Source organism: Robertmurraya siralis (genome assembly GCF_005502275.1).
GTDB lineage: Bacteria > Bacillota > Bacilli > Bacillales > Cytobacillaceae > Robertmurraya > Robertmurraya siralis.
Map to the genome: position 1 here is coordinate 1 of NZ_SWLZ01000004.1, position 22094 is coordinate 22094.

Genomic DNA, 22094 nt, shown 5'->3' on the forward strand with positions numbered 1-22094 from the left:
GAATTAGTGAGTGAATGTGGTGCAGAAGGGAAACCCTTTCAGTTGGCCTTTAAGGCCAAGGCCGGTAAGAGAGGCTTTCAGCCGCAGAGCAAACCACCAGTTCACACTGGTGGTTTTGATTGGAGTTTCATTAAATTATCAACAGATTGATGGGCATCTGTTACAGAGTTCAGCAATATTTCATGTTGTGCCGTTTGTACTCCGACTGCCGATGATAATTCCTGTAGTGTGGCGCTGGCTTGTTCAATCACAGCGCTAAATTCACTGAGTGCCTGCTCAATTGATCTGGAGGAGCCCAGGACATTTTTCGTGAGCGTCTCATATTTGGAGATATCCTCCTTTAGTTGGCGGAATGTAGTTTGAATTTGTGTAAAGGCATGTTGTGTATTGATCGCAAGCTGCAGATTATGATTAATTTTCGTTCTCGTTGACGAGACCGTTTCTGTCACAGCTTTAGTCCCGCCCATCACATGCTGTAGGTTTTCGGAAATATGTGTGGCCGTTTTATGGCTGATTTCTGCAAGTTTTCTTACTTCATCGGCTACTATCGCAAATCCTTTGCCGGATTCTCCAGCTCGTGCAGCTTCAATGGAGGCGTTTAACGCGAGTAGATTTGTTTGATCGGCTATTCCTTGGATTGCCTCTGAAAAATTAACGGTTTCTTTTACTAGCGAGGCTAGTGTTGTTGTTTGTTTTGCAACCTCTTCCATATTAAAATAGGAAACTTCAAGTCCATCTTTTAACTCGGTTACAAGCAATGCGCCATTATTGGTCACTCCTTGTGCGGCGATTGAATCACCGTGGAGCTTATGAACTAATTCACTTGTTTCCAGAATAACTTGATTTGAATTTTCTAATTCCCTAGTAATTTCTTGAATCGAATCAGTCTGAGTTTGCATGCCTGCGCTAATTTCACTAATTGAATGATTCATTTCTTGCGCGGCTTCATAATTTTCATGACTTTTATGTTTGACAAATTGGATCAAATTTGAGAGGCTAACCGTACTTGCATCAACCGTCTTTCTAATTTCTCGATCAAGCAATAACAGCTCCTCTGTTTGTTTTTGTGCTGTGACAATATTTTCAGATAATTTTTTTGCAATGGACAATTGGAACGCTAACAAAATTGACACTAACAGATAGAGGAGATAGACGGTTGCATAGTTCTTTATATCTAATGGCAATACGGGATGATGCACCCAAGTAAAGACGCTAATTGCGACAAAACCGAGTATCGCTCCTGACCATAGTACCTTTTTATCCATGTAGATAGCTGCTGTAGCTAGAATAAAGTACAATAGAACATAGGCAGTAGGAGATACACTATTCGCCATGATAACATACATAACCACAGCGACAAGGAGAACTGCTAAGTATGGAATAATGGTTACGAGCTTTTTTGTATAATGGAGAAGAGCAATCAGACCCACTCCAAGACCACCGCCGATAATAATAGATAAAATGAGGGCTAATTCCTTTTGCATGACGATGTCTACAAGAGCGGCCAAAATGACACAGACAAATGTAGCTTTGACTACGAGTGAATTCTTTCTCGTTAAATCCTCCTGTTTAATTTCTGTAATCGTTTTCATCCTATTCCTCCCTGCTTTTTTCTTCTAAAATAATTTTCGCTATAATTGTAAAAAAATCCTTTTCAAAAATGTAATTTCATAATTGAAATATTCGATAGGAACAATTCCGACTCAGACATTATTGGCATACGTCTTCCTGCTTTATGTATTAGCCTCATGAAGAGTTTAAACATCTCCTTCATTATCTTAATTTTGAGGAACTGAAAATGATTGAAAAAAATGTAATGATTGAACTTTTGTAAGGTCTTATCGTATAGTATTAGTATCTAGTGCTAAACTTTAATGTGAATAGGAGTGTCATAAATGTTAAAGGTACAAGAAATTCGTGAACTAATTAAACTTGTAGATCAATCCAATTTAGATGAGTTTGTATATGAAGTTGATGATTGCAAAATTAAAATGAAAAAAAATCACGGAGGTGTAGTTGCTGTTTCAGCATCACCTGTTGTTGAACCGGCAGCCGTCGATGCAGCGCCAAAACCACAGGTGGTTCAAGCTGACAAGGAAGTTGAAGTAAAAGAAACGAAGGATGCACCTGTCTCCGTCGATGAAAGCTTACATAAAATAACCTCACCGATGGTTGGTACTTTTTATCATAAACCATCACCTGAAGCGGAGCCCTATGTAAAAGTAGGGAGCAAAGTTACCAACGATTCGATCGTTTGTATTGTTGAAGCAATGAAATTATTTAATGAGATTGAAGCAGAAGTAAATGGGGAAATCGTGGAGATCCTTGTGAAAGACGGCCAATTAGTAGAGTATGGTCAACCACTATTTTTGGTAAAGCCTGAATAAGGAGCGAAGCGAAAATGATAAAAAAATTATTAATTGCCAATCGAGGAGAAATTGCTGTCCGCATCATACGTGCCTGCCGGGAATTAGATATTGAATCAGTAGCTGTATATTCTGAAGCGGATAAGGATGCCCTCCATGTTCAGCTTGCTGATGAAGCATATTGTATCGGGCCAACATTGTCAAAGGATAGCTATTTGAATTTTACGAATATCATCAGTGTGGCAAAACTTACCGATTGCCAGGCGATTCACCCTGGATACGGATTTTTAGCTGAAAATGCAGCTTTTGCAGAGCTTTGTCGAGAGTGCAATATTATATTTGTAGGTCCGACTCCGGAAGCGATTACAAAAATGGGAACAAAGGATATTGCAAGAGAAACGATGAAGGAAGCAGGAGTTCCGATTGTTCCAGGATCGCAAGGAATTATTAAAGATGAATCCGAGGCCATTCAGCTTGCCGAAGAAATTGGCTATCCTGTTATTATCAAGGCAACTGCAGGCGGTGGTGGAAAAGGAATTCGCGTTGCACGTAATGAAGCTGATTTAATTAAAGGAATAAATATAACTCAACAAGAAGCGCTCACTGCTTTTGGCAATCCTGGAGTATATATTGAGAAATATATAGAAGATTTTCGCCATGTCGAAATTCAAGTTTTAGCAGATAATTTTGGCAATGTTGTTCATTTAGGCGAGAGAGATTGTTCGATCCAACGAAGACTGCAAAAGCTTTTAGAAGAAACTCCTTCCCCAGCCTTAGATAGTGAAATTCGAGAAGAAATGGGTAATGCGGCTGTAAAAGCGGCTAAAGCAGTTGATTATACTGGTGCAGGTACGATAGAATTTATATATGATTATCGAAATCGCCAATTTTATTTCATGGAGATGAATACGCGAATTCAAGTTGAACATCCAGTAACAGAGATGGTCACAGGAGTCGATCTCATAAAAGAACAAATTAAAGTTGCTTCTGGGGAAGCATTGAAATTTCAGCAGGAAGAAGTCGAATTTAATGGATGGGCGATTGAATGTCGAATCAATGCAGAGAATCCAGAAAAATCTTTTATGCCTTCTCCTGGTAAAATTGAGATGTATCTTCCACCAGGCGGATTGGGAGTTAGGGTGGATTCGGCGGCATATCCAGGATATGCGATCCCTCCATTCTACGACTCGATGATTGCAAAGGTAATTACTTATGGAAGTACAAGAGAAGAAGCTATTTCGAGAATGAAAAGAGCATTGAGCGAGTTTGTCATTGAAGGGATCCATACAACCATTCCCTTCCACTTGAAATTGCTTAATCACGAGAAATTCGTGGAAGGTGATTTCAATACGAAATTTCTAGAAATGTATGATGTTATGAAATCTTAATACAAATATAGGAGGACTCGGATATGAGCGAAAACTTATTGGAAATGAGTCAAGGTCAAACTGGGCTTGGAAAAATAGAAATTGCTCCAGAGGTTATAGAAGTCATTGCTGGAATTGCCGCTTCAGAGGTTGAAGGCGTTTCACAAATGCGCGGAAGCTTTGCAACGGGTGTGGTGGAAAGATTAGGAAAGAAAAATCATGGAAAAGGCGTAAAAGTGGAACTTACTGAAGACGGGATTAAAGTCGATGTCTACTGTTTGATGAAATTTGGGATCTCTATTCCAACGGTAGCTGGAAAGGTTCAGGATAATATCCGTCAAGCTTTACTAAATATGACTGCACTTGAGGCTGAAGAAGTGAATGTTCATATTGTTGGAATCCAATTTGACAATCCGAAACAAGAAGCGGAAACTGAGCAAGAAATGTAATGGCACAATGAAAAAAACCAGAGACGAAAAGTCTTTGGTTTTTGTTTTCTTTTTAGAAAATGCCTCCGGGCTTTTTTAAAAATCTGTCAAAAGAGATTAACCTGACATAATAACGGCTATAGTGAAGGATAAGATTAAAAATTCCACAAATTCTAACTTTAAAGCTGGTACAGGAGCCCAGTTGAAAGGCATTTAAAATAAGAGGTGATCTGCCGTGATCACAAATATTGACCTCACAATAATATTGTTTAACATAGCCCTTTGTTATGCTATTATTTTTAATGACTTATAGAAAAGCAATGAAACTTGTTAGAGTGGCTTAATCCTATTGGCAAAATAGGAAGCTCATTTATTCCACTCACTTCAGCCATTAAGGTTACGAAGTTTAACGATATAAGTTCCATCTAAAACATCCTAAAAGGAGTAGAAAATAAATGAAAAGAAGAACAGCTAGAGAAAAGGCGTTGCAGGCGTTGTTCCAAATTGACGTAAGTGATGTAGAGCCGAAGGATGCGATTGCTCATGTCCTTGAAGGAGTACGGAATGATGATTATTTATTAAAATTAGTTTTGGGCGTTGTTGAAAACAAAGAAGAAATTGACGGAATTTTGCAGAAGAATCTTGAAAATTGGACGCTTGAACGGTTAGCGATTGTCGATCGTAACATTTTGCGTCTTTCAGCATATGAACTTTTGTATTGCAAAGAGGACGTTCCGACGAAAGTGGCTATTGATGAAGCGATTGAAATTGCCAAAATCTATGGAGATGATCAATCGAGCCGGTTTATCAATGGAATATTATCAAAGATTCATTAACGGATTGTAACAAGTTTTGCTTGTGAAAAAGGGGTTTTTTTATGAAGGAAAAGCGCTACCTTACTGTCGCAGCCTTAACGAAATATATAAAAAGAAAATTTGATGCCGACCCCCATTTACAAGGAGTACATGTAAAAGGGGAGATTTCCAATTTTAAACAGCATTCAAGTGGGCATATGTATTTTACCTTAAAGGATGATAAAGCAAGAATATTGGCAGTAATGTTTTCCAGCGATGCGCGTGCGATGAAATTCATTCCTGAGAATGGGATGAAGGTTCTGATTACCGGTAACATAACCGTGTATGAGCAAAGCGGACAATATCAAATATATGTTAAGAACATGCAGCCTGACGGTATTGGTGAACTATATTTGGCATATGAACAGCTAAAAGAGAAATTAGAAAAAGAAGGATTATTTTCACCTGCCCATAAAAAACCACTCCCAAAATATCCAAAAACAATTGGAGTTATTACTTCACCAACAGGTGCGGCTGTCCGAGATATCATTACAACGATAAAAAGGAGATATCCTGTTGCCAGCATCCTCATTTTTCCCGCAATTGTTCAAGGAGATCAAGCGCCAAATTCGATTGTAAACGCCATTAAAACAGCGAATGAAATGGATGAAGTCGATTGTTTAATTGTGGGCCGCGGCGGTGGCTCGATAGAGGAATTATGGGCGTTCAATGAGGAAATAGTTGTTAGAGCGATCTATACTTCGACGCTCCCTATTATTTCAGCAGTTGGACATGAAACTGATTTTACGATAGCTGACTTTGTTGCTGATATGCGCGCTCCTACCCCGACGGGAGCCGCTGAATTAGCAGTACCACATGTAGATGAATTGATGGAGCGGATATTGACGAGACAAACGAGAATGCTGAGGGTTATGAAAGAGCGGGTTCATTATGCACAAGAACGCCTAAAGCGAATTGAACGTTCTTATGCATTTCGTTATCCAAGACGAGCATACGAGCAGAAGATGGAGCAGGTTGATAGAGCAACAGAGCGTCTTGTAAAGGGTGCGGAAAAACAATTTTTAACCCAGAAAGAAGCCTATTTAAACTTAAATCGCCGTATTGAAAGACATAAACCACGTGAGCTGTTAAAAGAAGCAAGGGAACAGCATGAAAAAGCTGAAAAGCAAATGAACCGCGTGATGACAGCTATTTTGGCAGACAAACAGAAGGATTTTAGACAGATGCTTACAACACTTGAAGCGTTAAGTCCATTGAAGGTAATGGAACGGGGCTATAGTCTTGTCTACGATGATAGTGGCAAACTAGTAAAAAGTGTGAATGACTTTTCAAAGGAAGATCAACTGACCGTCCGGATGTCAGACGGATCGATTCAGTGTCAAGTCCTGAATGTTGAGGGGAAGGAGAGTTAAAGGTGGAAGAAAAAATGACGTTTGAAGAAGCGATGAAAAATCTCGAAGATATTGTGGAAAAGCTTGAAGAAGGAGATGTGCCGTTAGAAGAAGCAATCGCAATTTATCGAAAAGGAATGGAGCTTTCTAAGCTGTGCCACGATAAACTAAAAGATGTTGAAGAACAATTGACACAAATTATTACAGAGGATGGGAAAAAGCAGGAGTTTTCCATCCAAGAGGAGGAGTAAAGTGGAGCTTTTAGCATCTTTTATGCAAAAACATAAAGAGCTCCTCGAGCAGCAATTACGGACAAGTGTGATGCAAATGAAGGCCCCAGAGATTATAAAAGAATCCATGTTATATTCTTTGGAAGCTGGCGGGAAAAGAATTCGACCGATGCTCTTATTTGCCACAATTGATGCATTCGGGGATAAAGTTGAAAAAGGGTTACTGACTGCAGCAGCAATTGAGATGGTTCATACATATTCTTTGATTCATGATGATCTCCCAAGTATGGATAACGATGATTTAAGAAGAGGCAGACCGACAAATCATAAAGTTTATGGGGATGCTTTTGCGATTTTAGCAGGGGATGCCCTACTAACTTATAGCTTCCAATTAATTGCCGAGACAGCTGAGGTAGGGGCTGAAACAAAGCTGAAACTTATACGCGAGCTTTCTGTCGCCGCTGGTGCTGAAGGAATGGTCGGAGGGCAAGTTGCTGATATAAGCGGAGAAAATCGCCGTTTGACCTTGGACGAACTTGAATATATTCATATTCATAAAACAGGCAAACTGTTAGCCTTTAGCGCTGTCGCAGGAGCTCTCTTAGCAGGAGCACCGACCGCCATCGTTGAACAATTTAGAAAATTCGCCCATCACTTAGGACTGGCATTCCAAATTCGCGATGATATTCTTGATTTGGAAGGGAATGAGCAAAAGCTAGGAAAGCGTACTGGCAGTGATACTTTTAATCATAAAAGCACCTATCCTGCACTATTAACTATGGACGGTGCAAAGAAAGCATTGGTGCAGGAAATTGCGAAAGCGCAAGGCATTCTTCAGGAAACGGGCTTAAATACAGGATTGCTTATGGAGTTAACAGATTTGGTTGCAAATCGAGATCATTAATCTCCTTTATATGGGTGGCATAAATCTGCATTTTTACTAAATGGAATTTCTATGTTATAATACAGATTGATTTTGTCTAAATATTTATTTTGCTACATAGACTGAACGTAAACAAACACTTTCTCTATGTAAATGCAGTAGTGAGAGAGGGCGAAGTGAGGTATATCAACCTCCATCCCTTTATTATCCAAGCTGCGGTAGTGAAAAGGACCGTGTAAAATAAATAATTTGTTTTAAATGGAATTTGCGAAGCAGACGCAGAATTTCTATTAGAGACAATAAGCAAAAAGTCTAAATTGACATGAAGTCAGTTCAGCCGTTATCACTTTTGTGCTAGCGGTTCTTTTTTCAAGGCTATGTTATATATGATCTAGTTGATTTATGGCTCATCTGCGTAAGCAACCCTTGGTTTCTTATGTCTTTGAAGCTTAGCTTAAAAGCTGATTCTGACTTTGAGAAAATGCTAGGATTAAGCTTTTTTCTTCTTCGCTTCATCGAGTCAGAACTATAATAAGCCCAAAATGCATGAGCAACCATATTTAACACAGCTTTTTTTAGAAAGACAATCCGAAATCGGAATTAGTAATCCGAAAAAGAAATGAAAGTGAGTGGTCCGTTATGGATCTGTTATCAATAAAAGACCCATCTTTTTTGAAAGCATTGTCTAATAAGGAACTAGAGAAGCTAAGCCAAGAAATTCGCGAGTTTTTAATTGAAAAGTTGTCGAAAACAGGAGGCCATATTGGCCCGAACCTTGGTGTTGTTGAACTTACGATTGCGTTGCATAAATGCTTTAATAGCCCAAAGGATAAAATTCTTTGGGATGTCGGCCATCAATCGTATGTTCATAAAATTCTTACAGGAAGAGCCGATCAATTTGACACATTAAGGCAGTATAAGGGGCTTTGTGGATTCCCAAAAATGGTTGAAAGTGAGCATGACGTATGGGAAACAGGCCATAGTTCTACATCATTGTCTGCAGCGATGGGAATGGCGATCGCTCGTGATTTAAAAAAGGAGAAGTCGTTCATTGTTCCCGTTATTGGAGATGGGGCACTTACAGGCGGGATGGCACTTGAGGCGTTAAATCATATTGGACACGAACGAAAAAATATGATCGTTGTTCTAAATGATAACGAAATGTCAATTGCTCCGAATGTTGGTGCGCTTCACAATGTGTTGGGACGACTTCGGACGGCAGGTAAATACCAATGGGCTAAAGACGAATTGGAGTACTTGTTGAAGAAAATTCCGGCTGTAGGTGGTAAGTTGGCGGCTACAGCGGAAAGAATAAAGGACAGTTTAAAGTATTTGATCGTTTCGGGTGTGTTCTTTGAAGAGCTCGGTTTTACCTACTTAGGTCCAATTGATGGCCATAATTACGATGCATTATTAGAAAACATTGCCTACGCGAAGAAAATGGATGGACCCGTTCTTCTCCATGTCATTACGAAAAAAGGAAAAGGTTATCAGCCGGCCGAAAATGATACGATCGGAACATGGCATGGTACCGGTGCTTACAAAATTGAAACGGGTGACTTTATTAAACCTGTTCAATCTCCTCCAGCATGGAGCAAACTTGTCAGTGAAACGGTGCGGAAAATCGCTCGTGAAGATGAGAGAGTTGTCGCGATTACCCCGGCGATGCCAGTTGGTTCTAAATTAGAAGGTTTTGCTGGCGAATTTCCCGAGCGCATGTATGATGTTGGAATTGCTGAACAGCATGCAGCAACGATGGCAGCAGGATTGGCGACACAAAAAATGAAGCCGTTTCTAGCGATTTATTCCACGTTTTTGCAGCGTGCCTACGATCAGGTCGTACATGATATTTGTCGCCAAAACTTAAATGTCTTTATTGGAATTGACCGTGCTGGTTTAGTTGGGGCTGACGGAGAAACTCATCAAGGGGTATTTGATATTGCTTTTTTACGGCATGTACCTAATATGGTGCTAATGATGCCAAAGGATGAGAATGAAGGACAGCATCTTGTCCACACTGCATTAAAATACGATGATGGTCCAATTGCGATGAGATTCCCAAGAGGGAATGGCCTCGGAGTTCCTCTGGATGAAGAGCTGAAAGAAATACCGATTGGAACATGGGAAGTATTAAAAGAGGGGCTTGATGGAGCGATATTAACTTTTGGGACAACGATTCCAATGGCAATGAAGGCGGCAGAAATTCTTGAGAAACAGGGGGTTTCGATCAGGGTAATCAATGCACGTTTTATTAAGCCAATTGATGAAGAAATGCTTCTAGGTTTATTGGATGTAGATATGCCAATTCTTACAATCGAGGAAGCTGCCCTACAAGGTGGATTTGGTAGCTCGATTTTAGAATTTGCATCTGAAAAAGGATATCATCACGCTGAAATTGATCGCCTTGGCATTCCTGATCGATTTATCGAACACGGAAGCGTGAATGAATTGCTAAATGAAATTGGCCTCACAACAGAAAATGTTGTCAATAAACTGCAGACGTTGGCAAGAAGAAAACAAAAGAGGGCCTAAACAAAAATGAAAAAGGAACGGATAGACGTTTTACTAGTAGAACGGGGTTTAGTTGAAACGCGAGAAAAGGCAAAAAGAGCTATTATGGCTGGCCTTGTTTATAGTAATGAAGAACGGTTAGACAAGCCTGGGGAAAAAATTAGCATTGAGAGTCCGCTTACAGTGAAAGGAAATGTCCTTCCTTATGTAAGCCGTGGCGGATTAAAGCTCGAGAAAGCACTGAAAGAATTTGATTTAAATATTGAAGGCAAGGTACTGTTAGATATCGGTGCTTCAACTGGTGGTTTTACAGACTGTGCCCTACAAAACGGGGCGAAAATGTCCTATGCTCTTGATGTAGGTTATAACCAGTTAGCGTGGAAGCTCAGACAGGACGAGAGAGTTATTGTCATGGAAAGAACTAATTTTCGTTACGTGACTCCAGCTGATCTGTCGGCTGAGCTCCCTAACTTTGCTTCAATAGATGTTTCATTTATATCATTGAAATTGATCTTTCCTGTGTTAAAAGCATTGCTTGTTCCGGGAAGTGATATTGTCGCATTAATTAAACCTCAATTTGAAGCAGGACGTGATCAGGTAGGAAAAAAAGGAATTGTTCGGGATCCGAAAGTACATGAAGAGGTTCTGGAAAAAATGATTGATTTCGTGTTAAAAGAAGGCTTCGATGTTAAAAATTTGTCTTTCTCTCCGATCACGGGAGGAGATGGAAATATTGAATTTCTTCTTCATCTTCAATGGAATGGTTCGAAGGTCATGGGAGAGAAGAATTTGCTTTATTTTCCATCAGACATTGTGCGGAGCGCCCACGAACAATTGAAAAGAAAACAATCAGAGGAATAAGCATAGGCTTATTCCTTTTTTGCGTGAGTCATGAATATGGAAATTTCAGCAAAAAAATGATTGCTAAAGATGGAGAATGAAGAGGAATATCGTCGTCTAATCACGAATCATTATATGAAAAAGTATACATTTTCCTGTTTTTCAGCTAACATATTATTGAATGATCTGTGCAATTATGAATGTAAAAGTATAACACCAATACACTGTATAAATTTCAGAGGTGATTTAATATGAATAAAGGACAACGACATATTAAAATAAGGGAAATTATAACGAATAACGATATTGAAACACAGGACGAGCTTGTTGATGAATTAAAAATTGCAGGTTTTAATGTTACGCAGGCAACTGTATCAAGAGATATTAAAGAGCTTCATTTAGTAAAGGTACCTCTTATGGATGGGCGTTATAAGTATAGTCTTCCAGCTGATCAACGCTTTAATCCTTTGCAAAAGTTGAAAAGAAATCTCATGGATGCATTTGTTCGTATCGATCAAGCGGGACATTTGCTTGTCATGAAGACGTTGCCCGGAAATGCGATGGCAATAGGGGCGTTAATTGATAATCTTGATTGGGAAGAGATTTTAGGAACAATTTGTGGGGATGATACGATTTTAATTATCTGTAAAACTCCGGTTGAGACAGAAATCATACAGGCTCGTTTTCTTGAAATGCTGTAACAATTTCTTTGTCCGGGATTCAAAATCTGATCATATTATTTAGGTTTATTTTAATTTTTTTAAAGAATGAACGGAATCAACCGTAAATGTGAATCTGGACTAAAGTGAAGATGAATTTGATTTAGAGGTGACTATTCATGCTCAGCGAGTTATCGATTAAAAATTTTGCTATAATTGAGGCTCTTTCGATTTCTTTTGACAAAGGGCTAACGGTTCTTTCTGGCGAAACAGGAGCAGGAAAATCAATTATTATTGATGCCATTCATTTGCTCGTTGGTGGCAGAGGTTCATCTGAATTTGTCCGCCATGGGGAAGAGAAAGCGGAAATTGAAGGGCTTTTCCAAATTGATCATGATTCACATCCATTATTTCAAAAGGTGCAGGAGTTTGGCATCGAGATTGAAGACGGAATGATCATTCTTCGACGCGACATTTCAAAGAGTGGGAAAAGTATTTGCCGCATAAATGGGAAGCTAGTGACAATTTCCACACTGCGTGAAATCGGTGCGGCGCTTGTTGATATTCATGGTCAGCATGAGCACCAAGAATTAATGGATGAAACTCGTCATTTATCCTTGCTTGATCAATTTGGTGGCAAGGAAATTGAGGACGTCTACCAAGAATATGTACATATTTATCAGCGATATGAAAAAACGCATAGGGCGCTAAAGCATTTGAGTGAAAATGAACAGCAGGTTGCACATCGTCTAGATTTAATTTCTTTTCAATTAGAGGAAATTCAAAAAGCGGATTTAAAGCTTCATGAAGATGAAGAGCTGATCGAGGAAAGAAGGAAGCTGAGCAATTTTGAGAAGCTTCATGAAGCGTTGAATATAAGCTATTCAGCCTTACAGGGCGATAATAAAGGACTCGATTGGCTTGGTCTTGCGATGAACCATTTGGAAGATGCAGCATCAATTGATCAACACTATAAAGAGGTATCTGATACGGTTTCTAATAGTTTTTATGTACTCGAGGACATCATACGAACATTAAGAAATGAGCTTGATATCCTTGAATTTGATCCTGAACGATTGAGCAATATTGAGGAGAGACTTAATGAAATTAATCAATTAAAACGTAAGTATGGAAAAACAATTGCCGAAATATTAGAGTATGCGGCCAAAATTGAGGAAGAGCTCGAGACACTGCAGAATAAAGAAACACATATTGAGAAGTTGCAGCGGGAGCTTTCCATCATCCAGAAAGACCTGGCGATTGAAGCGCGTGAATTAAGTAAAATGAGACAAAAGCATGCTGGTCAACTAACAAAATTGATTCATACTGAATTAAAAGAGCTTTACATGGAAAAAACAATATTTGAAGTTCGTTTTACAAGTGACTACGATAACTTTACGATAGCAGGTTCAGATAAAGTTGAATTTTACATTTCTACCAACCCGGGTGAACCATTAAAACCTCTTTCAAAAATAGCTTCAGGAGGAGAGTTATCGCGAATTATGCTTGCCTTAAAGAGCATCTTTTCAAAGCATCAGGGCATCACGTCGATTATTTTCGACGAAGTCGATACGGGAGTCAGTGGTCGGGTAGCACAAGCGATTGCTGAAAAAATATATCATGTGTCTGTTGACTCGCAAGTTCTGTGTATTTCTCACCTTCCTCAAGTAGCAGCAATGGCCGATACCCACTTATTTATTGCGAAAAAAATTACGGATGGTCGGACAAGGACTTCCGTAAAAATTTTGGGTGACGACGAAAAAATTCACGAAATTGGCAGAATGATTTCAGGGGTGGAGATAACCGATTTAACGAAGGAGCATGCAAAAGAACTGCTTCATTTAGCGAAAGAGATTAAAATAACACAATGAGGCTATCCATATTTGGATAGCCTTACTTCTTTACTTCTTATCAAAAATGCATTGGCTACAGCGTTGTCATACAAGCAACTCATTAATACGCAATGTCCTTAAAGAAGCAGTATAACGATTCGAAATAAAGTAAATACTGTTGTTGATAAATTGTTAAGCAAACCTGTAAACAATCACCACTTAAAGGATTATCTTACTCAAAAATTCTAAAAGCGCCCAAGTTCCATTACTATCCATTCTGGGTAGCTTTTTTATCTCTCTAGCGGTTATAAATGCGTCTAAAGGAGGCAAAATTAAAGGTGTAGCCATTTTAGAGTAAGTGTGTGTGTGGACTAGAAGCGAGGAGAGTGAAGATGTTGAATTTTGAACTTCTTAGAAAAATAATTGGTGGAATTCTCCTTGTTTCAATTGTTGCTCTTGGGTTTTCGAAACCTGTGCAACAGTATATTCAATTCCCAAAGGAAGTAACGCTTTTTGAAGGGCAAGAATTTTCTTTTCAGAAATCCCGCCCAGTGTCAGCAGAAATGAATAGCTCAAACCTTAGTGTTTCAGTCGATGATGAAGAAAATACAGTTTCATTAAATGCAAACAAATACGGAAAAAATGAGATGCTGTTAGAATTAGCGGGTTTTCCAATTAAAAAGGTCGATGTCAATGTTCTAAAGGATTTTAAGGTAATTCCAGGTGGCCAATCTATCGGAGTTAAGTTAAATACAGTTGGGGTCCTGGTAGTAGGACACCATCAGGTCAATACAAATGAAGGAAAGCAATCACCGGGAGAGGAAGCGGGAATAAAAGTCGGCGATATTATTACAAAGATTAACGGGAAACAGATTGAGAAAATGTCCGACGTTGCCCCTTTTGTTCAAGAGGCCGGAGAATCGGGAACACCGTTGAAGGTTGAGATCAGTCGTGAAAGTGGAAAAGTAACAACAGAACTAAAACCGCAAAAGGAAAAAGATGAAGATAAGTTTAAGCTTGGTCTCTATATTCGAGATTCAGCAGCAGGAATAGGAACGATGACGTTCTATCATCCGCAAAGTAAAAAATACGGTGCTTTAGGGCACGTCATTTCTGATATGGATACAAAAAAGCCAATTGTTGTAGAAGACGGGCAAATTGTTCGTTCAACTGTAACATCCATTGAAAAAGGAAGCAATGGAGACCCTGGAGAAAAATTAGCTAGGTTCTCTTCAGATAAAGAGGTAATTGGAAATATCCAACGAAATAGCCCATTCGGAATATTTGGGAAGCTAAATCGTGACATAGAGAACGGGGTTATGGATAAAGCTTTGCCAATCGCTCTTTCCCATCAAGTTAAGGAAGGTCCGGCACAGATACTGACAGTCGTCGATAATGATGAAGTTAAACTTTTTGATATCGAAATTGTCAGTACAATCCCGCAAAAATTTCCTGCCACGAAAGGAATGGTCTTAAAAGTTACAGATAAAGAATTGCTTGATAAGACAGGCGGAATCGTTCAAGGGATGTCGGGAAGCCCAATCATTCAAGATGGAAAAGTAGTTGGAGCAGTTACTCATGTATTTGTTAATGATCCAACTTCAGGTTATGGAGTTCATATTGAGTGGATGCTTAATGAAGCAGGGATCGATATTTATGAAAAGGAAGAGGAAAAAGCAAGTTAAATTATTACCTTCTGGAGGTGGAATTTTCCGCCTCCTTCTTCTTTTTTCATGATAATATGGAAGAAAATAAAGATTTTTCGACAAAGTCATCACACAAAAAAAATCAAGTGACGAAACTAGTCGAAAATAAGAGAAAATAGGAGAAAATAGAAGAATTACTACATTTTTGCAGAAAAAATAAAAAAAGAAAAGGATTTTTATTGGCTTTGTCGAATTGAATATTTAGAATAAAGATATAAGAATCAAATTTAAGAGACGAGAAACTTAAGGATCGAGGAGGAAACTGTAAGTGAAGAAAATTAAAGTTTGTGTAGTTGATGACAATCGAGAACTAGTGGGTCTATTAGAAGATTATATTTCTTCTCAGGAAGACATGGAAGTTGTAGGTGTGGCCCATAATGGACAGGAGTGCCTGGAGGTATTGCAGGAAACTGACCCAGATGTTCTTGTTTTAGATATTATTATGCCGCATTTAGATGGATTAGCAGTACTGGAAAGGTTAAGGGAGATGAAAAAGAACCATCTTCCAAATGTTATTATGTTAACGGCATTTGGCCAAGAAGATGTGACGAAAAAAGCAGTTGAGTTAGGTGCATCTTACTTCATTTTAAAACCTTTTGATTTAGAGCATTTAGGCAATCATATTCGTCAGGTAAGCGGGAAAGAAGCGCCTGTTATGAGAAAATCATCAGGATTAGCGAGTGCTGTTAGACCAGTTGTGGAGGAAAAACCAAGAAACCTTGATGCTAGTATTACAAGCATAATTCATGAAATTGGTGTCCCAGCTCATATTAAAGGCTATTTATATTTAAGAGAAGCTATTTCCATGGTCTATAATGACATAGAATTATTGGGATCGATTACAAAAGTTTTATATCCCGATATTGCCAAAAAATATAACACTACAGCTAGCCGCGTTGAGCGCGCTATTCGTCATGCCATTGAAGTGGCATGGAGTCGTGGCAATATTGATTCTATTTCATCCTTATTTGGTTATACCGTATCTATGTCCAAAGCAAAGCCAACGAATAGCGAATTTATCGCGATGGTGGCAGATAAGCTTCGTTTAGAGCATAAGGCTTCTTGAAAGGGAAAGGACTAAATAAAAGACGTCGAAAGGGCGTCTTTTATTTCTGATTAGGAGGTTGAAGAAACTTGACACTTATTTTTGCCCACCGTGGTTATTCTGCAAAATATCCTGAGAATACGATGAAAGCTTTTAAGGAAGCGGAAAATGCAGGTGCTGATGGAATCGAATTAGATGTCCAATTAACAAAAGACAATGAGATCGTTGTCATTCATGATGATAAAGTCGATCGTACGACAAATGGGAGCGGTTTTGTGAAAGATTTTTCCTTCGCAGAATTGCGGAGACTTGATGCAAGCTATAAGCACAAAACAATTCTAAAAAAAGAGCCGGTCCCTTCTTTAAAAGAGGTGCTTGCGTGGCTGCAGACGAATCAACTTCAGTGCAATATTGAAATTAAAAGCAGTGCGGAATCATACATGAAAATAGAGGAGCCGCTTATTGAGCTTATTCGTGAATTTGCTTTAACAGAGCGAGTGATCATTTCTTCATTTAATCACTATAGTATCGTTTACTGCTATCGCCTTGCACCTGAAATAGAGATTGCTCCCTTATATCATGAGGGACTCTACATGCCCTGGGTCTATGCACGGTCGATTAAAGCGAAGGGAATGCACCCTAATTTCCGAGTCGTTCCTAATGAAATCATTAAAGCTTCTCTTGAGTTTGGTATTGAAGTGAGACCTTATACTGTCAATAAAGAACAGGAGATGAGGAGACTCTTTGATATTGGCTGCACTGCATTTATTACAGATGATCCAGTAAAGGCGATTAAAATTAGAAAAGAATACAGCTAAATTTAATATCTATTGAGAAAGGCATCCCCAAACCTTTTGCGGATGCCTTTCTGAGCGATTAAAATGTCGAACACGTACAGCTAAAATGCTTAACAAGTGAGGGATATGCTACTAAGAGAACTTCTTTCGTTATCGGCAGAAAACTGATGCTAATACGGTCATGGTACGGAGCAAAGCTACTTTCATTAATCGTCTACCGGAACAAATTTGAACCAGTTCTAAACAGTCGCCGCCCTTATAGTTGAAAGATTGTTAAACTAAAGTTTTTTATCCAATTTAAAGCGATTCTGGACTTTATTTTTCTTTCGATCACGATGAAGGATAAATCCTCCGATGAAGGCTAATCCAGCTAAAAACAATAATAATCCGGAAATAAATTGCAGCCATAATAAAGAGGAAGTAAACGGTCCAATTGTAATTCCAAAGACCATATCCCGCATCATTTTAATTCCGTATGCCGCAATGATTCCAGGTATTACTAAAATTAGTAAAGCTATAATCCGAATCATAAAAATCCTCATTTCTATTTGATCTCCTATATTATAACATGCTTTTGCGATACAAGTATGTCGTCCTCCTGACATTCTCGCAGTTCCTTTTCAAAACATTTTTTTATTTGGCTTTGTTCAATAGAATTGGTGTTAAAATGAGCCCAAAGTCAACAGCGACCTAAACAAAAAACATATTCTAAAAAAATTTGTCATTGAAACCGTTTAACACTAAAATAGACTTATGTGCAAAAAAATTCATTGTTTATGAAAAATTTTTCTTGCAAGAAGGTAGGGGAGATCATGTGCAAACAGTAATGATTGTTGGAGCTGGTTTGGGTGGATTATCGATTTTAAAGATATTAAAAGAAACCGCTGTTCTGGATGTGAAAGTGGTCATCGATATTGATGAGAATGCTCCGGGAATCTTGTTTGCTAAGGAGCTAGGGATTGAAGTGGGAACAGATTGGAAAAAATATTTATCTGATCAGCTGGATGTGGTCATAGAAGTAACTGGAAGGCAAGAGGTATTTAACGAAATTCGTGAGTTAAGAGACAGGAAGACAGTGTTAATTCCAGGGAGTATGGCTTATTTAATCTCAAAGTTGATTGAAGAGAAAGAAGAATTAATCTCTAGACTTGAATATGAAACCTACAAACATGATTTAATATTTAATGCAACTGGTGATGGCATGCTTGTTGTAGATAAAGATGCGACGATCACCTTCATCAATCATAGCGCAGCAACGATGATCGGAATGAAAAAGGAAGAAATGATCGGAAAACCGGTTTTAGAAGTTGTCCCAACTAGCCGTTTGCCGATTGTTTTACAAACCCGAAAGTCTGAAACAAATCGAAAACAAACTCTTGCGAACGGGATGAAGATCATTACGACGAGAATCCCGATGATCGCTGAAAATAATGAAATAATCGGAGCATTTGCAGTCTTTAAGGACATAACGGAAGTTGTCAATTTAGCCGAGGAACTCACAAATTTAAAAGAAGTGCAAACGATGCTTGAATCAGTGATTCAATCGAGTGAAGAGGCGATTTCTGTCGTTGATGAAAATGGTTTGGGGATTATCATTAATCCAGCTTACACAAGATTAACAGGGCTCTCTGAGGCAGAGGTTATCGGTCAACCGGCGACTACGGATATTTCTGAAGGAGAAAGCATGCATATGCAAGTTTTAAAAACGAGGCGAGCTGTTCGTGGGGTGGCAATGCGATTAGGTCCTAACAAGAAAGAGGTCATTGTCAATGTGGCGCCTGTCATTGTTGATGGGAAATTAAAAGGAAGTGTCGGAGTCATTCATGATATGTCCGAAATAAAGAGCTTGAACCGAGAACTGAGCAGAGCGAGGCAGATTATTCGAACGCTGGAAGCAAAATATTCATTTGAGGATATTATTGGTGATTCCGAAGAAATGCGTTTAGCTATTGAGCAAGCAAAGCTGGGGGCTAGAACACCTGCAACCGTTCTTCTTCGTGGAGAGTCCGGTACTGGAAAAGAACTCTTTGCTCATGCGATCCATAATGCAAGTGATCGAAAGTATAACAAATTTGTTCGCGTTAATTGTGCTTCTCTATCAGAGTCATTACTTGAAAGCGAACTTTTCGGTTATGAAGAAGGAGCTTTTTCCGGTGCGAAAAGAGGTGGAAAACGAGGCCTTTTCGAAGAAGCGAACAATGGTAGTATTTTTTTAGATGAAATTGGTGAATTAACAGCGAATACTCAAGCGAAACTATTACGAGTATTGCAGGAAAGTGAAATTACTCGAGTCGGTGGCACGAGGCCGATTTCCATTAATGTAAGGGTAATTGCTGCTACAAATGTTAATATTGAAAAAGGGATCATCAATGGAACATTTAGGGAAGATTTATATTATCGTCTCAATCGAATGCCGATTCATATTCCTCCTTTAAGGGATCGAAAAGGAGACATTCCGTTATTATGTGAGCGTTTGATCCAGAAGATTAATCAAGATTATGGGAGGAATGTGGAAGGAGTAACGGCAGATGCCATGAAACATTTGCTTCAGTATCATTGGCCAGGTAATGTAAGAGAATTGGAAAATATTCTGGGACGAGCGATTATTTTCATGAATTATCATGAAACGGAGATTGATTTGTTGCATTTGCCGAATTTAAACATCATTCAGGAGCAGACATTCGAACCATTCTCTCATTCTGAAGCTGAAGGAGAAACATTAAACGTGAAATTAGAGCGGTATGAGAAAGAGATTATCGCACAAACGCTTGCGAAAATGAATGGCAATAAGACGGAGACAGCCAAAGCTTTAGGTTTATCCGTTCGTAATCTCTACTATAAGTTGGACAAATACAAATTATAAGGCTATGATCATGTTTGTAAAGATTAGCATGCAATTTTTTTCGCATATCTGCAAAAAAGTTCATGGATTGCAAGCTAGAAACGGGAGTTTAAAACCCTTATTTTAATTGGCATAAAAATTGCAAACATACTTTATGTTATCGCAAAATGTATTTGACCAAATAAAGGAAAATACAGACAAAAATTAAAGGGGGTTGAATACAGCTTGAAATTGCAATCTCTAATTGACAGAGCCATACAATTTCCTTCAATCACGGTGGCGGTAGCTGCTGCTGAAGATGAGGATGTACTTGAAGCGGTACAAGAAGCGCTGCGAAGAAGGCTTTCCCGCTTCCTTTTATATGGCGACAAGGAGAAGATCATCGAGATTATCAATGCTAAATTTCCTCATTTGATAAACAAGGGTGATGTTCAAATCATTCATGCACTTACGAATCAGGAGGCAGCTGAAAAAGCCGTTAAGGCTGTACAATTAAATGAAGCCAATGTGTTGATGAAGGGAAATGTTCAAACCGCGGTTATTTTAAAGGCAATTTTAAATAAAGAATATGGTTTAAGGACAGGAAATATTCTTTCGCATGTTGCTGTTTTTGAAATCCCAGACTTTGAACGCCTTCTCTTTATTACCGATGCAGCGATGAATCTCTATCCTGATCTTGGACAAAAGGTACAAATTATTGAAAATGCCGTTGCAATTGCAAGAAGTGTTGGGGTCAATTGGCCAACAGTGGCACCGATTGCCGCTGTTGAAGTAGTCAACCCGAGTATGCAGGCAACACTGGATGCTGCTGCACTTTCGCAAATGAATCGAAGAGAGCAGATAACGAATTGTCTTATTGATGGGCCGCTTGCGTTAGATAATGCGGTTTCGAGCTTGTCAGCTGAGCAAAAAGGAATCAAAAGTGAAGTTGCTGGACGAGCAGATATCCTGCTTGTGCCAACAATAGAGGTAGGAAATGCATTGTATAAATCATTGACATATTTTGCGAAGGCGAAGGTTGGAGGAGTCATTGCCGGGGCGAAGGCACCAATTGTTTTAACTTCCAGGGCAGATTCTGCTGAAAGCAAGCTTTACTCCCTAGCTTTAGCCATTTGTTCTACTAAACATTGATGATATTTAACAAAAGAGGAGAGATACAACATGGAAATTTTCAAGTATATGGAGTCTTATGATTACGAACAAGTCGTTTTTTGCCAAGATAAGCAATCCGGACTAAAGGCGATAATTGCGATACATGATACGACTTTAGGACCAGCGCTTGGTGGAACGCGGATGTGGACATATGAATCAGAGGAGGCAGCAATTGAAGATGCTCTTCGTTTAGCGAAGGGGATGACATATAAAAATGCTGCTGCTGGGTTAAATCTTGGAGGCGGTAAAACGGTTATTATTGGGGATCCTCGTAAAGATAAGAACGAAGAAATGTTTCGTGCCTTTGGCCGTTACATTCAAGGTTTAAATGGCCGTTATATTACAGCTGAAGATGTAGGAACAACTGTTGCTGATATGGATTTGATCCATGAAGAAACCGATTATGTAACGGGAATATCACCAGCATTCGGTTCATCGGGAAATCCTTCTCCAGTTACAGCTTATGGTGTATATCGTGGGATGAAGGCAGCAGCTAAGGAAGCCTTTGGGAATGATTCACTAGAAGGAAAAGTGGTTGCTGTTCAGGGTATCGGTAATGTTGCTTTTAATTTATGCCGTCATTTACATGAAGAAGGGGCAAGTTTAATTGTGACAGATATTAATAAAGAAGCTGTACAAAGAGCGGTGGAAGAGTTCGGTGCAAAGGCAGTGGAACCAGACGAAATTTATAGTGTCGACTGTGATATTTATGCTCCTTGTGCGTTAGGAGCTGTCATTAATGATGATACAATTCCGCAATTAAAGGCTAAAGTTATTGCGGGAGCTGCTAACAATCAGCTTCGTGACACGGTTCATGGTGACCTCATTCATGAATTAGGGATTGTCTATGCACCTGATTATGTAATTAATGCCGGTGGAGTTATCAATGTCGCCGATGAGTTGTACGGTTATAACCGCGACCGAGCGATGAAGAGAGTTGAGACAATTTATCAAAACATTGAAAAGGTAATTGAAATCTCAAAGCGTGATGGAATTCCGACTTATAAAGCAGCAGATCGTATGGCTGAAGAGAGAATCGAAAGAATGCGCAATTCCCGCAGTCAATTTCTTCAAAATGGCCATCACATTCTAAGCAGAAGATAAATGCTTTGTCAGTTAAATGGTATGGTTATTACATGTTGAAAGGTGTTAAGCGCAAGTTTCCGTTATGAATGGCTCAAATCATCGAATAAAGAACAGTAGGAAAGGAAATTTGCGCTTTCAATTGGA

The 22094-nt window shown here is 39.0% G+C and carries 19 protein-coding genes; 17 read left to right on the top strand and 2 right to left on the bottom strand.

Annotated elements, in window-relative coordinates; all coding sequences use genetic code 11:
• Nucleotides 1-101: 101 nt before the first annotated feature.
• Entirely contained in the window at nt 102-1592 is a 1491-nt protein-coding gene (locus FCJ93_RS06740; RefSeq protein WP_137743191.1) for a methyl-accepting chemotaxis protein, read from the bottom strand.
• Nucleotides 1593-1895: 303 nt separating this feature from the next.
• On the opposite strand from FCJ93_RS06740, the gene accB reads away from it, so the two are divergent.
• From accB to FCJ93_RS06810, 14 genes are all read left to right on the top strand, one after another.
• Nucleotides 1896-2387, top strand: a complete 492-nt coding sequence (accB, locus tag FCJ93_RS06745; protein ID WP_095306703.1) for an acetyl-CoA carboxylase biotin carboxyl carrier protein — start codon at nt 1896-1898, stop codon at nt 2385-2387.
• A gap of 14 nt (nt 2388-2401) precedes the next feature.
• Nucleotides 2402-3754, top strand: a complete 1353-nt coding sequence (gene accC, locus FCJ93_RS06750; RefSeq protein WP_095306702.1) for an acetyl-CoA carboxylase biotin carboxylase subunit — start codon at nt 2402-2404, stop codon at nt 3752-3754.
• A gap of 23 nt (nt 3755-3777) precedes the next feature.
• On the top strand, nt 3778-4182 hold the full coding sequence (locus FCJ93_RS06755; protein WP_095306701.1) for an Asp23/Gls24 family envelope stress response protein: 405 nt from the start codon (nt 3778-3780) through the stop codon (nt 4180-4182).
• Between the two features lie 434 nt (nt 4183-4616).
• The gene (gene nusB, locus FCJ93_RS06760) at nt 4617-4997 is read left to right on the top strand and encodes a transcription antitermination factor NusB (protein ID WP_095306700.1); all 381 of its coding nucleotides are present in this window, start codon (nt 4617-4619) and stop codon (nt 4995-4997) included.
• A gap of 41 nt (nt 4998-5038) precedes the next feature.
• On the top strand, nt 5039-6388 hold the full coding sequence (gene xseA, locus FCJ93_RS06765) for an exodeoxyribonuclease VII large subunit (protein ID WP_095306699.1): 1350 nt from the start codon (nt 5039-5041) through the stop codon (nt 6386-6388).
• 2 nt (nt 6389-6390) lie between these two features.
• A complete protein-coding gene (locus tag FCJ93_RS06770) occupies nt 6391-6618 on the top strand; it encodes an exodeoxyribonuclease VII small subunit (protein ID WP_137743192.1) in 228 nt (75 codons plus the stop codon).
• Nucleotides 6619-6640: 22 nt separating this feature from the next.
• A complete protein-coding gene (locus FCJ93_RS06775) occupies nt 6641-7501 on the top strand; it encodes a polyprenyl synthetase family protein (protein ID WP_235879437.1) in 861 nt (286 codons plus the stop codon).
• Between the two features lie 618 nt (nt 7502-8119).
• Nucleotides 8120-10012 carry a 1-deoxy-D-xylulose-5-phosphate synthase gene (gene dxs, locus FCJ93_RS06780; RefSeq protein WP_095306697.1) on the top strand — a complete coding sequence of 631 codons (1893 nt, stop codon included), beginning with the start codon at nt 8120-8122 and terminating at the stop codon, nt 10010-10012.
• A 6-nt stretch (nt 10013-10018) separates the two neighbouring features.
• On the top strand, nt 10019-10852 hold the full coding sequence (locus FCJ93_RS06785; protein WP_095306696.1) for a TlyA family RNA methyltransferase: 834 nt from the start codon (nt 10019-10021) through the stop codon (nt 10850-10852).
• Nucleotides 10853-11082: 230 nt separating this feature from the next.
• Nucleotides 11083-11532, top strand: a complete 450-nt coding sequence (gene ahrC, locus FCJ93_RS06790; RefSeq protein ID WP_095306695.1) for a transcriptional regulator AhrC/ArgR — start codon at nt 11083-11085, stop codon at nt 11530-11532.
• Nucleotides 11533-11669: 137 nt separating this feature from the next.
• Complete coding sequence (gene recN, locus FCJ93_RS06795) at nt 11670-13361, top strand: DNA repair protein RecN (protein ID WP_095306694.1); 1692 nt, start codon at nt 11670-11672, stop codon at nt 13359-13361.
• A gap of 353 nt (nt 13362-13714) precedes the next feature.
• The gene (gene spoIVB / locus FCJ93_RS06800; RefSeq protein ID WP_408014791.1) at nt 13715-15007 is read left to right on the top strand and encodes a SpoIVB peptidase; all 1293 of its coding nucleotides are present in this window, start codon (nt 13715-13717) and stop codon (nt 15005-15007) included.
• A 289-nt stretch (nt 15008-15296) separates the two neighbouring features.
• Nucleotides 15297-16094 (top strand): sporulation transcription factor Spo0A, encoded by a 798-nt coding sequence (gene spo0A / locus FCJ93_RS06805; protein ID WP_095306693.1) that lies wholly within the window; start codon nt 15297-15299, stop codon nt 16092-16094.
• A 68-nt stretch (nt 16095-16162) separates the two neighbouring features.
• Complete coding sequence (locus FCJ93_RS06810) at nt 16163-16891, top strand: glycerophosphodiester phosphodiesterase (RefSeq protein ID WP_095306692.1); 729 nt, start codon at nt 16163-16165, stop codon at nt 16889-16891.
• Nucleotides 16892-17148: 257 nt separating this feature from the next.
• Here FCJ93_RS06810 and FCJ93_RS06815 read toward each other — a convergent pair whose 3' ends face one another.
• Nucleotides 17149-17400 carry a DUF2627 domain-containing protein gene (locus FCJ93_RS06815; RefSeq protein WP_095306723.1) on the bottom strand — a complete coding sequence of 84 codons (252 nt, stop codon included), beginning with the start codon at nt 17398-17400 and terminating at the stop codon, nt 17149-17151.
• A gap of 284 nt (nt 17401-17684) precedes the next feature.
• Between FCJ93_RS06815 and FCJ93_RS06820 the strand changes: the two genes are divergently transcribed.
• The 3 genes from FCJ93_RS06820 to bcd all read left to right on the top strand — a co-directional run bounded on the left by FCJ93_RS06820 (nt 17685) and on the right by bcd (nt 21968).
• Entirely contained in the window at nt 17685-19733 is a 2049-nt protein-coding gene (locus FCJ93_RS06820) for a sigma-54 interaction domain-containing protein (RefSeq protein WP_137743194.1), read from the top strand.
• Nucleotides 19734-19937: 204 nt separating this feature from the next.
• Entirely contained in the window at nt 19938-20843 is a 906-nt protein-coding gene (gene yqiS / locus FCJ93_RS06825; protein ID WP_137743195.1) for a phosphate butyryltransferase, read from the top strand.
• Nucleotides 20844-20873: 30 nt separating this feature from the next.
• Nucleotides 20874-21968, top strand: coding sequence for a branched-chain amino acid dehydrogenase (bcd, locus tag FCJ93_RS06830; RefSeq protein ID WP_095306689.1), 1095 nt, complete (start codon nt 20874-20876; stop codon nt 21966-21968).
• Nucleotides 21969-22094 lie beyond the last annotated feature (126 nt).

Excerpts from the sequence above, each read along its gene's own strand:
- FCJ93_RS06740 (WP_137743191.1), bottom strand. The coding sequence starts at position 1,592 with ATGAAAACGATTACAGAAATTAAACAGGAGGATTTAACGAGAAAGAAT.
- ahrC (WP_095306695.1), top strand. The coding sequence starts at position 11,083 with ATGAATAAAGGACAACGACATATTAAAATAAGGGAAATTATAACGAAT.
- FCJ93_RS06755 (WP_095306701.1), top strand. The coding sequence starts at position 3,778 with ATGAGCGAAAACTTATTGGAAATGAGTCAAGGTCAAACTGGGCTTGGA.
- dxs (WP_095306697.1), top strand. The coding sequence starts at position 8,120 with ATGGATCTGTTATCAATAAAAGACCCATCTTTTTTGAAAGCATTGTCT.
- nusB (WP_095306700.1), top strand. The coding sequence starts at position 4,617 with ATGAAAAGAAGAACAGCTAGAGAAAAGGCGTTGCAGGCGTTGTTCCAA.
- FCJ93_RS06815 (WP_095306723.1), bottom strand. The coding sequence starts at position 17,400 with ATGATTCGGATTATAGCTTTACTAATTTTAGTAATACCTGGAATCATT.
- xseA (WP_095306699.1), top strand. The coding sequence starts at position 5,039 with ATGAAGGAAAAGCGCTACCTTACTGTCGCAGCCTTAACGAAATATATA.
- accC (WP_095306702.1), top strand. The coding sequence starts at position 2,402 with ATGATAAAAAAATTATTAATTGCCAATCGAGGAGAAATTGCTGTCCGC.
- spoIVB (WP_408014791.1), top strand. The coding sequence starts at position 13,715 with ATGTTGAATTTTGAACTTCTTAGAAAAATAATTGGTGGAATTCTCCTT.
- accB (WP_095306703.1), top strand. The coding sequence starts at position 1,896 with ATGTTAAAGGTACAAGAAATTCGTGAACTAATTAAACTTGTAGATCAA.
- bcd (WP_095306689.1), top strand. The coding sequence starts at position 20,874 with ATGGAAATTTTCAAGTATATGGAGTCTTATGATTACGAACAAGTCGTT.
- recN (WP_095306694.1), top strand. The coding sequence starts at position 11,670 with ATGCTCAGCGAGTTATCGATTAAAAATTTTGCTATAATTGAGGCTCTT.
- FCJ93_RS06785 (WP_095306696.1), top strand. The coding sequence starts at position 10,019 with ATGAAAAAGGAACGGATAGACGTTTTACTAGTAGAACGGGGTTTAGTT.
- FCJ93_RS06775 (WP_235879437.1), top strand. The coding sequence starts at position 6,641 with ATGCAAAAACATAAAGAGCTCCTCGAGCAGCAATTACGGACAAGTGTG.